Here is a 13,880-nt window from a genome sequence, read left to right as displayed (position 1 = left end):
TCATAAGAAGGATGAAACCAATAGCATAGCTGCCCTGAATAACAAACAATGAGCTCCTGGATAAAAGTGATTTTCAGGATAGGAAGGTGCATCATGAAAAGAATTACGGTACTCGGTTCAACCGGATCTATTGGAACACAAACGCTGGATGTGGTATCTATGCACCCGGATCAGTTTGTTGTTGAGGCTTTAGCGGGTGGTTCTAACATAAAGCTGCTTGCTGAACAGGCACATCTTTATCAACCTAAAAAAGTGTCTGTCGGCACCAGGCAGCTGGCGGAAGAAATTCGGCCTTTACTGCCACCCGGCATGGAACTGCATTGGGGAAATGAAGGACTCGTTGAGCTGGCTGCAAACACAGAGGCAGATATGGTTGTGACGGCTGTAATGGGCAGTGTCGGATTGCACTCCACGCTGGCCGCGATTGAGGCTGGGAAGCAGATCGGTTTGGCCAATAAAGAAACACTGGTTACTGCCGGTCATCTGGTCACAGAGCGGGCTCGGGCGAAAGGCGTGCCGTTGCTGCCGATTGACAGTGAGCATTCAGCTATTTTCCAATGCTTGAACGGTGAGCGCATGAAAGATGTGGCACATATCACCCTCACGGCATCGGGAGGCTCCTTCAGGAATCTGACAAGAGAAGAGCTTCGTGAAGTTACGGTGGAAGATGCACTTAAACATCCCAATTGGTCGATGGGCGCCAAAATTACGATTGATTCAGCAACGATGGTAAACAAAGGGCTGGAGGTCATAGAAGCTCACTGGCTGTTCGGGCTTGATTATGAGCAAATTCACGTGTTGCTTCATCCGGAAAGCATCATTCATTCCTATGTGGAGTTTCAGGATACTAGCATCGTTGCCCAACTGGGGAATCCGGACATGAGAGTACCCATTCAATATGCCTTGACTTACCCTGAACGAATGAAGTCCCCGGCAAAGCCGCTGTCGCTGGCTGAGGTCGGCAAACTCCATTTTAAGGAAATGGACTTTCATCGTTTTCCTTGTTTAAGGCTTGCCTTCGAATGTGGTAAAATGGGTGGTACAGCACCAACCGCATTTAATGCAGCTAATGAGATTGCTGTTGCCCGTTTTCTGCGTGGAGAAATTTCTTTTTTGCATATTGAGGCTATTATTGAACGTGTGCTGGAGCAACATGTCAATGTGGCTAACCCTGATCTGTCTGCGATTGAAGCCTGTGATACTGAGACTCGCAGCATAGCTGCCGGGCTATAGGGCTGACTTGGGGTTGGAGAAGCGAAATGTGATTCTCTTGTGCAGGATTGGAGAATAATGTAATCTAGGAAGACAAACTCGATCTCATTGAAAGGGGAACGGAAACGATTGGAAACGATTCAAATAGTGTTGATGACGGTGCTCATGTTTTTCGTCATAGTGACGGTGCATGAATGGGGGCATTATTATTTTGCCAAACGCGCCGGGATTCTGGTACGGGAGTTTGCGATCGGTTTCGGTCCGAAACTGTTTTCTTATAAAAGAAACGAGACGCGGTTTACGCTTCGTTTGTTGCCTTTCGGTGGTTTCGCCCGCATGGCGGGAGAAGATCCGGAGGTTAATGAAATTGAAGCCGGACAAACGATTGCTGTACGCGTAACGGACGGCGTCGTTAAAACCATTTATCTGGATCAATTGGATAACCGTAAAAATGTGGTCCGTGGCGAAGTTTTGGATATTGATCTGGAAGAGGCGCTGACTGTAAAATTGGATGTGGATGGTGAAGATCAGCAATACACTGTACACCCGCAAGCGATGATGGTAACCAAAGGACAATCCATTCAAATTGCTCCGAAGGATCGACAGTATGGCAGCAAAACGGTGGGACAGCGTGCGATGGCTATTTTTGCTGGGCCACTGATGAATTTTATTCTTGCCTTTATTCTGTTTGGTCTGCATATCCAGATGGTCGGGATACAAGTGGAGAACCCCACTTATGTTCAAATTAGTGAAATTACAGCAGGGATGCCTGCTGCCGAGGCTGATTTGCATAAGGGAGATATCATTGAATCGGTGAATGGTACTGCAATTGGTGCGAATGTTGAAAATTTGATCAAGCTGATTGCCGATTCTCAAGACAAGCCGATGAAGTGGAAGGTTCGCCGTGATAATCAAACATTTGATCTCACCATTACACCTCGTGCAATGGAGGGGCAAAAGGGCGGTAAAGTAGGTATCGTGCCTGAACTTCCAAAGCGCCAAGCAGGGGTTGGAGAGACCTTTAAATTTGCCGGACAATCCATGGTAAGAACGACCGATCTTATTTTCCAGGGATTTAGCCAGCTCATTCAACGCTTTTCTATTAATGATCTGGGTGGTCCAGTACGTACTTTTGAAGTGACGGGACAAATTGCCAAGCAGGGTATTGAGCAGTTAACGTATTGGACGGCTATTATGAGTCTCTATCTGGGGATATTTAATTTGTTGCCTATCCCAGCGTTGGATGGCAGTAGACTTGTGTTCCTCGGTGTGGAGGCGGTAAGAGGACGTCCCATTGATCCGGGCAGAGAGGGAATGGTCCATTTTGTTGGTTTTGCAATGCTGTTTCTGCTTATGATCGCGGTCACGTACAACGATATTTTACGCTTAATTAATGGTTAATTAGAGGCGGACTTATATAAAAACGGTCTGTATGGGAGGACATGCATTTCTATGTCGAACGATAAACAGTTTGTCGAGGAAATTACGCCACAGAGCGAAGATTTTTCCCGATGGTATATTGATGTTATTAAAAAAGCAGAGCTGATGGATTATTCCCCGGTTCGCGGGTGTATTGTATTCCGCCCGGACGGTTTTGAAATTTGGGAGCATATCAAGGAAGCCATGGATGTGCGTTTCAGAGAAACGGGTCACCGCAATGCTTATTTTCCAATGTTTATCCCCGAAAGCTTTTTCCAAAAGGAGAAAGAGCATGTGGAAGGATTTAATCCTGAGCTTCCTTGGGTAACCGAGGCTGGCGGGGAGAAGCTGGAAGAGCGCCTTGCAATCCGTCCGACTTCTGAAACCATGATTGGACATATGTACTCCAAATGGATTCAGTCCTATCGAGATTTGCCTGTGCTTATTAACCAATGGGCCAACGTGGTACGTTGGGAAAAACGGACACTACCTTTCCTGCGTACAAGTGAATTTTTGTGGCAGGAAGGCCACACGGCTCATGAAACAGAAGAAGAAGCACGCGAAGAAACGATGAAAATGCTGGAAGTATACCGTGAGGTTATTGAAGAAGTTCTGGCTATTCCAGTTATTACTGGACAAAAGACACCATCTGAAAAATTTGCAGGTGCGAAGGACACATTCTCACTGGAAGCGATGATGAAGGATGGGCGTGCGGTACAAGCCGGGACCTCCCACTATATGGGGACCAATTTTTCGGTTGCATTTGATATTAAATATTTGAGCCGTGAAAATAATCTGGAATTCGCACATACAACTTCATGGGGAACAAGTACACGCTTGATTGGTGCACTGATTATGGTTCATGGAGATGATCGCGGTTTGGCTTTGCCTCCTAAAGTTGCACCTACACAAGTCGTTATGGTTCCAATCGGACCGCCTAAGAAGCGTGATGCTGTGATCGCGCGTGCAGATGAACTGTTCGCTGAATTGAAGCAAGCTGGTGTACGTGTGAAAATGGACGACCGCAGCGATGTGAGTCCAGGATGGAAATTTAACGAATATGAAATGCGCGGTGTACCAGTACGTTTGGAAATCGGACCTCGTGATATGGAAAACGGTGTCTGTGTACTCGTATCTCGTATTAGTGGCGAGAAAAAAATTGTACAGCAGGACAACCTGCTGGAGGAAGTCCAAGCAATGCTCGCACAGGTACAACAGGAAATGTATGATCGTGCGAAGAATTTTATGGAAGAAAACTTCTATTCCGTCGATACGCTGGATGAAATGAAGACGCTCATGGAAGAAAAACGCGGCTTTACTTTGGCAGGCTGGTGCGGATCTGAGGAATGTGAAGACAAGGTTAAAGAAGTGACGGGCGCTACAAGTCGCAACATACCGTTTAAAACAACCGAGCAAAAGACCGCATGTCTGTGCTGTGGCAAACCAGCCAAGCATACTGTAGTATTCGCACGGGCGTACTAATAAAGAAGTAAAGCAAACCCATTATACTCACTTCATTTTCTCTGCCAACAGTATAACTGTACGTGGAATGCCCCGTAGGATTTATATTGTCGCGTTGGAGGGTGAGGAGGGCTACGAAAAGCTTTTGCGGTCGGAGATGTTTTTGACGCAGAAGCTTTTCATGTTTTCGGAATGAAAGTTGAAGATGAGGAGACCGCTGTACACTATAAAGACAGCTGGGAGAGCTCACTAGAAAATGGGGGGGAGAGCCATGGGCGGAGCTGAAGAAAAGAGAAAGCGGCTGGAGCTGCTGATGAAACAGGTTGTGATGCCTGCGGGAGTGGTTGAACCTTATTTTTTGGACGGTTGGATTGATCAGGTAGAAATTAGCCGTACCAATAAGGACTGGAATATCATCCTTGTCAAGGAGACACTGGTCCCCGCTCAGGTATATCGTACGTTTTGCATTCAGGTACAGGAAAAGATGAATCATATCGCTAAAATAACATTTCGGTTTCATTATGGTGATCAGGTTCAACCTGGTGATATCATCGGTGAATACTGGAAGCTTTTTCTGGAGTGGGTACATCGTGAAATTCCCTCTGTAAACGGTTGGATGAATCGGGCTGTGCATGAGTGGGAAGATGGACTATTCATACTGACGATGAGCGATAGCATGTCGCTGGAACTGGCGCGCAAAAAACAGATTGACCAAGCTATTATCAAATTTTACGACAAATATTTTGGACTTTCTATGCGTGTTAAAATTCAGGTGGGTGAAAGTAACCAGGAGGCTTTGCAGGAGTTCCAAGAGAAGAAGATGCAGGAAGAACGCCAAGTTATTCAGAAAATGATGGAAAGTATGGAAGCTGAAATGCCGCCTGTAGAAGAGGAAGAGGGAGATGTCCGGCTTCAATTTGGTTATGAAATCAAAGAGCCGCCTGTTCCGATGCAGGATATTCAGGACGAAGAGAAGAAAGTTACTTTGCAGGGGACGATCTTTGGTCTGGATAGTAAAGAGCTGCGCAATGGCAGTACGCTGTTTACCTACTATTTGACAGACTTTAGTGATTCCTTGCAGATGAAAATGTTTGCTAAAACAAAAGAGGACCTGAAGGTGCTCAGTCTGCTGGCTAACGGAAAATGGGTCAAAGTCCGTGGACGGGTAGAATATGATCGTTTTATGCAAATTCCCGAGCTGGTTATGATTCCTTCCGATCTGATTGAAGTACAGGCTCCGCCTACACGTAAGGATAACGCAGAGGAAAAGCGGGTTGAGTTCCATCTGCATACAAAGATGAGCGCAATGGATGCTGTAGCCTCGATCGATCAATATGTCAAAACAGCCGCCAAGTGGGGGCATAAAGCGATTGCGGTCACCGATCATGGTGGAGTGCAATGCTATCCTGATGCCGCCAAGGCAGCCAAGAAAAACGGAATTAAAATGATCTATGGCATTGAGGCCAATGTGGTTAATGATGCAGTTGAGGTTGTGATGCAGGCACAGCCGTTAAATCTGAAAGCAGCGACTTATGTCGTTTTTGATATTGAGACCACCGGTTTGTCCGTCACGCAAAATAAAATCATTGAAATAGCGGCTGTCAAAATATATGAAGGCAAGGAAATTGACCGTTATGCAACCTTTGTGAATCCGCATGAGCGTATTCCCTACAATATCCAGCAACTTACCAACATTAACGATGAAATGGTCAAGGATGCACCGGATGTGGAACCGGTTATGAAGGAATTCGTAGCTTTTGCTGGCGATGCTGTGTTGGTTGCCCATAATGCGCGATTTGATGTTGGCTTCATCCAGGCAATGCTTCGAAAGATGGGTTTGCCTGAAATGACCAATCCGGTACTGGATACCCTGGAACTGGCCCGCTTACTTTTTCCAACCATGAAAAATCACCGTTTGAATACGCTGACGACCAAATATAAGGTTGCGCTTGAAAGCCATCACCGAGCCATTGATGATACGGTTGCGTTGACAGAAGTGTTGAATGGATTGCTGAATGATGCGGAACAAATTAAAGGGTTGAAAATGCTCGATCGCTTGAATGACTATGTGGGGAAGGATCTATCGACCGTTCGTCCCTTCCACTGCTGTATTTATGCCCTGAATCCAATAGGCAAAAAAAATCTGTACAAGCTGGTATCGATGTCTCATACCGAGTATTTCAAGCGTGTGCCTTGCATTCCTAAATCAAAATTGTTGGAAATGAGAGAGGGATTGCTTATTATTTCCGGCTGCGAAAAGGGAGAGTTTTTCGAGGCCGTGTTGAATAAATCCGAGGAAGAAGCCGAGGAAATCGCACAGTTTTATGATGTGCTGGAGATTCAACCTTTAACGATGTATATGCATCTGGTGGAAAAGCAACTGGTAAGCGGACCTGACGCTCTGAAAACGGCCATACGCAAAGTATGCGAAATAGGAAAGCGGCTTGATAAGCCGGTTATTGCTACAGGCAATGTTCACTATTTGGAGACTCGCGATAAGCTGTATCGTGATATCACCATACACGGCATTACCGGGTTTAGCCCGCTAAAAGATATCCGTAAGCCGGATGCTCATTTGCGGACAACGGATGAAATGCTGGCAGAGTTCGAGTTTTTGGGTGAGGAAAAAGCTTATGAGGTTGTTGTGACCAACACAAGCGAGCTGGCGGAGCGGTTTGAGGAACTGGAGTTATTCCCTGACAAGCTGTTTACGCCATTGCTGGACGGAGCAGATGAGGAGATTCGTAATACGTGCTATGAGACGGCTCAATCCATATATGGCGAATCCTTGCCCGAGGTCGTTGTAGCTCGTCTTGAAAAAGAATTGGAGCCTATTATCAAATACGGGTTCTCCGCTAACTATCTCATTTCCGAGCGTCTGGTTAAAAAGTCTAATCAGGATGGATACCTGGTAGGTTCACGGGGCTCTGTCGGTTCTTCTGTGGTAGCGACTTTCCTCGGTATTTCCGAGGTTAATCCATTGCCTGCTCATTATATTTGCGTTAATCCTGAATGCAGACACAGCGAATGGTTCTTGGATGGAAGCGTGCCGAGCGGGTTTGACTTGCCCGACAAAAACTGTCCGAATTGCGGTGGCAAGCTTAAGGGTGAGGGACAGGATATACCATTTGAAACGTTCCTCGGCTTTAAAGGAGATAAAGTTCCCGATATTGACTTGAATTTCTCCGGAGAATATCAGCCTGTCGCGCATAACTATACGAAAGTGCTGTTTGGTGAAAAAAGTGTTTTCCGTGCAGGAACCATCGGTACGGTTGCTGAGAAAACGGCGTTTGGTTTTGCCAAAAAATATGAAGAGGCACATCTTAAAAAATGGCGCGGAGCCGAGCTGAACAGGCTGGCTTCCGGTTGTACGGGTGTAAAACGCAGTACCGGACAGCATCCGGGCGGGATTGTTGTTGTTCCCGATTATATTGAGGTCGAGGACATTACACCGGTGCAGTACCCGGCTGATGATACGAGCTCGGAATGGAAAACGACGCATTTTGATTATCACGCTTTTGATGCAAACTTGCTCAAGCTCGATATTCTGGGTCATGATGATCCGACCATGATGAGGATGCTTCAGGATTTGACCGGGGTTGATCCTACGACGATTCCTATGAACGATCCCAAAGTGATGAGCATGTTCAACTCCACGGAGGCACTTGACGTATCACCACAGCAAATCCGCACACCTGTCGCAACCTATGGTGTACCAGAGATGGGGACGAAGTTTGTACGCCAGATGCTGGTAGAGTCGCAGCCGAGTTCTTTTGCCGATTTACTGCAAATCTCCGGTTTGTCTCACGGTACGGGCGTATGGCTGGGGAACGCGCAGGAGTTGATCAAAAATAATACCTGCAACATCAAGACCGTAATTGGTTGCCGGGATGATATCATGCTGTTTTTGATTTACAAGGCGGGGATGGACGCAGGTCTGGCCTTTAAAATTACGGAGAGCGTGCGTAAAGGTAAGGGTCTTAGTGCCGAGTGGATTGAGGAAATGAAAAAATGCAAGGTGCCACAGTGGTACATTGATTCCTGTCTGAAAATCCAGTATATGTTTCCGAAGGCGCATGCCGCAGCCTATGTTATTTCAGCGGTACGCACAGCGTATTTCAAGCTGTATCATCCGATAGAATATTATGCGACTTACTTCTCCGTACGCGCAGCCGATTTTGATATTGATTTGTGCTGTCAGGGGTATGATGCGATCGCGCGGAAGATTGTCGAAATCGAGCAGCTTGGTTTTCAGGCACCGCAAAAAGAAAAAGGGATGCTGCCAATCCTGGAAATGGCTTTGGAAATGACGGCTCGCGGCTTCAGTTTCAAATCGATTGATTTGTACCGTTCCGAAGCTACACGCTTCAAAGTGGATGGAGATTCGCTCATTCCGCCGTTTGGAGCCCTTCAGGGGATTGGTGAAAACGCGGCGCGTAACATCGCGGCTGCCCGTGAACAGGGTGAATTTTTGTCTGTCGAGGATTTTCAGCAAAAGTCGAAGGCCAGTAAAACCATTGTCGAAATGCTGTCCCAGATGGGGTGCTTTCGAGGTCTGCCAGAGAGTAATCAGCTGTCTTTATTTTAATCCGAACCACAGTAGTCAAGCTCTGGCACTTGTCACATAACTATGGTTATGATATAATTTTTTTGGTAATCATGGAGATAAAACCGTTGCTAAAAGAGTGGGGAAACCCACTCTTTACTGTTTGATATACAGTTACAACGTGAAAACGTTATTTTTGGGCCAAAACCGGTACGCCGGTTTATTTGCAGTGAGCCCGAAATGAACATTACATCAAATGAAAATGGAAAATGCCGGTGATGAAGAAGCATTGTCCATAGTAATGGGGCGTCTTTTTTCACCACAGGAAAGTTTACTTTTGGAGGTTATAATCTTTGAGCACACCAAAGATCAAATCAGCAGTGGAAGAAATGGCCCAACCTTATTTTGATGAGCATGGCTTTGAACTGGTCGATGTCGAGTATGTCAAAGAGGGCAGTAACTGGTTTCTTCGCGTTTTTGTAGACAAAGACGGAGGAATTGATCTGGACGACTGTAGTATGATCAGTGAATATCTGAGCCAAAAGCTGGATGAAAATGATCCGGTTTCTACAGCATATTTTCTGGAGGTATCCTCACCAGGAGCCGAAAGACCGCTGAAAAAAGCGGAGGACGTAACTAAAGCGGTAGGCAAAAATGTATTTGTTACTACATACGAGCCGATCAACGGCCTGAAGGAATTTGAAGGTCGTCTGCTTTCTTTTGAAGATGGGGAGCTCACCGTTCAAAGCGGACAAAAGAAGCATGCCATACCTTATGAAAAGGTAGCTGGTGCAAGGCTCGCGATCATATTTTAATTTGGATTTGACTGTTGCTGTTTGACATGACTTCATGTTTTATACCTCGTGTGCTGACCAGGACACAGGTGCCATCATTTGAAAGGGGGAGCAGTAATCCATGAGTATGGATTTTATTGAAGCAATGAACGAGTTGGAAAGAGAAAAGGGGATCAGTAAGGATGTGCTGTTTGAGGCCATTGAAGCAGCCTTGATTTCCAGCTACAAACGGAATTTCAACACCGCACAGAACGTGCGTGTTGATATGAACCGCAACTCGGGAGTCATTAAGGTATATGCGCGCAAGTTGATCGTTGAGGAGGTATTGGACCCTCGCACCGAGATTTCGTTACCGGCAGCTCGTGAAATTAATCCGCATTTTCAGTTGGAGGATATCGCTGAAATTGAAGTTACACCACGTGATTTTGGACGGATTGCTGCACAAACAGCGAAGCAGGTCGTGACCCAGCGTATCCGCGAAGCGGAACGGGGCTTGATCTACAACAAGTTTGTGGACAAGGAAGAAGATATTGTAACAGGAACTGTACAGCGCCAAGACCCACGCAATATTTATATTGATTTGGGCAAGGTAGAAGCGGTTTTGCCGTTGAGCGAGCTGATGCCAAATGAGAAATTTAACCATCTGGATCGGATTAAGGCTTATATTACCAAGGTAGAGAACACAACTAAAGGGCCGCAAATCATGCTGTCCCGCTCACATCCAGGTCTGCTTAAGCGTTTGTTTGAACTCGAAGTGCCTGAAATTTTTGACGGTGTGGTAGAGATTCGTTCTGTAGCGCGTGAAGCAGGCTTCCGTTCTAAAATCGCGGTTCATTCCCGCAATGAAGAGGTTGATCCAGTAGGCTCCTGTGTAGGACCTAGAGGAACACGGGTACAAACCATTGTGAATGAGCTGCGTGGCGAAAAAATTGACATCGTGCGCTATTCCGATAATGTTGACGAATACGTTGCTAATGCGTTAAGCCCTTCTAAAGTACTTGAGGTACAGGTATTTGAAGAAGAAAAGATGGCGCGCGTCATTGTGCCGGATTATCAGCTTTCTCTGGCTATTGGCATTAAAGGGCAGAATGCTCGTCTTGCTGCTAAGCTTACTGGCTGGAAAATTGATATTAAGAGTGAAACACAGGCGGAGGAAGAGCTTGGCAGACCAAGAACATCCACCGATGAAATGCATCAGGATTCCGTTTCTGTAGATTAAGCGGAGTGTAGGGGGGTTAATGCATGAAACAGAGAAAGATACCTTTGCGCAAATGTGTGGCCTGTCATGAAATGATGCCAAAGAAGCAGTTGATCCGTGTCGTTAAAACCCCTGAAGACGAAGTGCTGATTGACTTGACCGGTAAAAAGTCAGGGCGCGGCGCTTACTTGTGCGGCAAAGCCGCCTGCTTCAAGCTGGCTCAAAAAAGTAAGGCACTGGATCGAGCATTGAAGCACTCGGTTCATCCTGACATCTATGAGCAGCTAAGTCGTGATTTTGCTGCCGTCGAGGAAGAATTCCTGGCGGCACAAGGCAGCGTGCAGGATGAATAAGGCGCTGTCTGGATTGGGTCTTGCCATGAGAGCTGGCAAGCTGCTAACAGGTGATGAGATCGTTTATAAAGCGATCAGGTCTTCAGAAGCCAAGCTGGTCATTCTTGCAAAAGATGCTTCAATGAATACTCAAAAGAAATTCCGCGACAAATGCGGGACGTACAAAATCCCCTTATTGATAGGATTTGACCGGGAAAGCTTGGGAAGCAGTATCGGCAAACCTGAACGGGTTGTGCTGGCTGTGACGGATCAAGGATTCGCGAAATTGATCATGAAACATGCGGGGATAATGTCGGAGGTGGAGTATATTGAGTAAACAAGAAAGCAAAGACAAAGTGCGGGTATACGAATACGCCAAATCGTTGAACATGAGCAGCAAAGAAATTATCACCATTCTTAAACGGCTGGATATTCCCGTAAACAACCATATGAGCGTCATGGAACATGATGCCGTAGGCAAAGTGGAAAATTTTTTTAAGAATATCAAATCCAATGCTGCGGCTAAGCAAGGTGGAGCAGACACGGCGCAAGTAAGCTCGAATCAGGCTGGTTCAAGCCAGAACGGTTCAAGTCGGACTGGTTCAAGTCAGACCGGTTCAAGTCAAAACAGTAATCATTCAACTGAGCAAACCAAAAATCAACAGGAAAAGCAGGTAAGTATGAATAGGACAAACAACAACCAAAACAGTAGTCGAAGCAGCGCTCCAAGAGCGCAAGGTAGCCAGCAGGGCGGTCAAAACCGCAGTCAGCAAAGTGCGAATAAACCAAGTGGTCAGCAGGGCAGCCAGAACCGCAGTAATGGTCAACAACAAGGGGGACAACAGCGTTCCACTAGTAACACAGGTACGCGTTCTCAAGGGAGTAGCCAAGGTGGGACGGCAGTAAGAGCATCTTCATCAACGGGAAGCGGCAATGCCAACCGTAATGGTGGTGGCAATCGTACAGGCAGTAACTTCAGTAACAGTAATAACCGTTCCGGCCAAGGCCGTTTCGACGATAACCGTCAAGGCGGAGGACGTGGTGGTAACGGTGGCCGTGGTGGCAATAACCGCGGTGGTAACAATCGTGGCGGGAAATTTAACAACCGTGGTAAAGGACAACCGCAGGAGCGTCGTGAGAAAATCGACAACACGCCTAAGAAAATTATTGTGCGTGGCGAGATGACCGTAGGCGAAACAGCGAAGCTGCTTCACAAGGATGCGTCAGAAGTTATCAAAAAGCTGATTATGCTCGGAACAATGGCGACGATCAATCAGGAACTGGATATGGATACCATTCTTTTACTGGCTGGTGACTTTGGCGTTGAGGTAGAAGTGAAGATTCCGGTCGAAGAAGATCGTTTTGAAACGGTGGAAGAGAATGATGATCCAGCGGATCTGAAAACACGTCCACCAGTTGTAACAATCATGGGTCACGTCGATCATGGTAAAACCACTTTGCTGGATGCTATTCGCTCCACGAATGTAACAGGTGGCGAAGCCGGTGGTATTACACAGCATATCGGTGCATACCAGGTTGAAATCAACGGTAAAAAAATCACTTTCTTGGATACACCGGGTCACGAGGCCTTTACTGCAATGCGTGCTCGTGGTGCTCAAGTTACAGATATGACGATTATCGTGGTTGCAGCTGACGACGGTGTTATGCCACAGACGGTCGAAGCCATCAACCATGCGAAAGCGGCAGGTTTGCCTATTATCGTGGCTGTGAACAAGATTGACAAACCGGATGCGAACCCGGATAAAGTAAAGCAAGAACTGACTGAATATGAGTTGGTACCCGAAGAGTGGGGCGGAGATACCATTTTCGTCAACGTCTCAGCGAAACAAAGAATGGGTCTGGAAGATCTGCTCGAAATGATTCTGCTGGTAGCTGAAGTGAATGAATACAAAGCGAACCCGGACAAACGGGCACGCGGTACTATCATTGAGGCTGAGTTGGATAAGGGCCGCGGTTCTGTAGCTCGTGTGCTTGTGCAGAATGGTACTCTGAAAGTCGGTGATGCCTTTGTAGCGGGGAACTGCTTCGGGCGTGTACGTGCCATGGTCAACGACAAAGGTCGTCGTCTCAAGGAAGCTGGGCCTTCTACTCCAGTTGAAATTACTGGTTTGACAGAAGTTCCACTCGCTGGTGATCCGTTCATGGTGTTTGAGGATGAGCGCAAAGCCCGTGCTATCGCTGATAGACGTACGATCACGCAGCGCCAGTCCGATCTGGGCAGCAACACCCGCGTAACGCTGGATGACCTGTTCCAACACATCAAGGATGGTGAGATGAAGGATCTGAACGTCATTATCAAAGGTGATGTACAAGGTTCTGTCGAAGCGCTGAAAGGCTCCTTGAACAAGATTGAAGTTGAAGGTGTACGCGTCAAAATTCTTCACAGTGGTGCAGGTGCAATTACCGAATCCGATATTATTTTGGCTGCGGCTTCCAATGCCATTGTCATTGGCTTTAACGTTCGTCCAGATAATCAGGCAAAATCTACAGCGGAAGCTGAAAAAGTGGACATTCGTCTGCATCGCGTCATTTACAATGTTATTGAAGAAATCGAGCAGGCTATGAAAGGCATGCTGGATCCTGAATATAAAGAAAATGTGATCGGGCACGCTGAAGTTCGTAACGTATTCAAAGTTACTAAAGTCGGTACGATCGCTGGTTGTATGGTGACGTCCGGTAAAATTACCCGTTCAGCAGAAGCACGCCTGATTCGTGACGGCATCGTTATTTTTGAGGGTAAAATCGACTCACTGAAACGCTTTAAGGACGACGCAAAAGAAGTTGCCCAAGGTTACGAATGCGGTATTACCCTTGATGGCTATAATGATGTTAAGGAACTCGACATTATTGAAGCGTTCGTCATGGAAACAGTGGAGCGCTAACAGCAGAGAGGTGAG

Annotated in this window: 9 protein-coding genes; all 9 read left to right on the top strand. The window is 46.6% G+C overall.

The features are described 5' to 3' along the window. Positions 1 to 93: 93 nt before the first annotated feature. The 9 genes from KQI_RS0108505 (at position 94) to infB (ending at position 13,865) form a co-directional block, all read left to right on the top strand. On the top strand, positions 94 to 1,233 hold the full coding sequence (locus KQI_RS0108505; protein ID WP_010346347.1) for a 1-deoxy-D-xylulose-5-phosphate reductoisomerase: 1,140 nt from the start codon (positions 94 to 96) through the stop codon (positions 1,231 to 1,233). A gap of 108 nt (positions 1,234 to 1,341) precedes the next feature. Next, on the top strand, positions 1,342 to 2,613 hold the full coding sequence (gene rseP, locus KQI_RS0108500) for an RIP metalloprotease RseP (protein WP_010346346.1): 1,272 nt from the start codon (positions 1,342 to 1,344) through the stop codon (positions 2,611 to 2,613). A 51-nt stretch (positions 2,614 to 2,664) separates the two neighbouring features. Beyond that, positions 2,665 to 4,113 carry a proline--tRNA ligase gene (proS, locus tag KQI_RS0108495; protein WP_010346345.1) on the top strand — a complete coding sequence of 483 codons (1,449 nt, stop codon included), beginning with the start codon at positions 2,665 to 2,667 and terminating at the stop codon, positions 4,111 to 4,113. Between the two features lie 250 nt (positions 4,114 to 4,363). After that, the gene (locus KQI_RS0108490) at positions 4,364 to 8,680 is read left to right on the top strand and encodes a PolC-type DNA polymerase III (protein ID WP_010346344.1); all 4,317 of its coding nucleotides are present in this window, start codon (positions 4,364 to 4,366) and stop codon (positions 8,678 to 8,680) included. Positions 8,681 to 8,991: 311 nt separating this feature from the next. Further along, on the top strand, positions 8,992 to 9,453 hold the full coding sequence (gene rimP / locus KQI_RS0108485) for a ribosome maturation factor RimP (RefSeq protein ID WP_007430065.1): 462 nt from the start codon (positions 8,992 to 8,994) through the stop codon (positions 9,451 to 9,453). 100 nt (positions 9,454 to 9,553) lie between these two features. Beyond that, entirely contained in the window at positions 9,554 to 10,651 is a 1,098-nt protein-coding gene (gene nusA, locus KQI_RS0108480; RefSeq protein WP_007430066.1) for a transcription termination factor NusA, read from the top strand. A gap of 23 nt (positions 10,652 to 10,674) precedes the next feature. Continuing rightward, positions 10,675 to 10,983, top strand: coding sequence for an RNase P modulator RnpM (gene rnpM, locus KQI_RS0108475; RefSeq protein WP_007430067.1), 309 nt, complete (start codon positions 10,675 to 10,677; stop codon positions 10,981 to 10,983). Further along, a complete protein-coding gene (locus KQI_RS0108470; protein ID WP_007430068.1) occupies positions 10,976 to 11,299 on the top strand; it encodes a L7Ae/L30e/S12e/Gadd45 family ribosomal protein in 324 nt (107 codons plus the stop codon). The genes rnpM and KQI_RS0108470 overlap by 8 nt, the downstream gene beginning before the upstream one ends. Continuing rightward, positions 11,292 to 13,865, top strand: coding sequence for a translation initiation factor IF-2 (infB, locus tag KQI_RS0108465; protein WP_010346343.1), 2,574 nt, complete (start codon positions 11,292 to 11,294; stop codon positions 13,863 to 13,865). Before KQI_RS0108470 ends, infB begins: the two co-directional genes overlap by 8 nt. Positions 13,866 to 13,880: the final 15 nt, after the last annotated feature.

The sequence above is a fragment of the Paenibacillus peoriae KCTC 3763 genome (assembly GCF_000236805.1).
Taxonomy (GTDB): Bacteria; Bacillota; Bacilli; order Paenibacillales; family Paenibacillaceae; genus Paenibacillus; species Paenibacillus peoriae.
The sequence above is the reverse complement of the archived record's forward strand: the minus strand, read 5'-3'. Positions and strand labels throughout refer to the sequence as shown.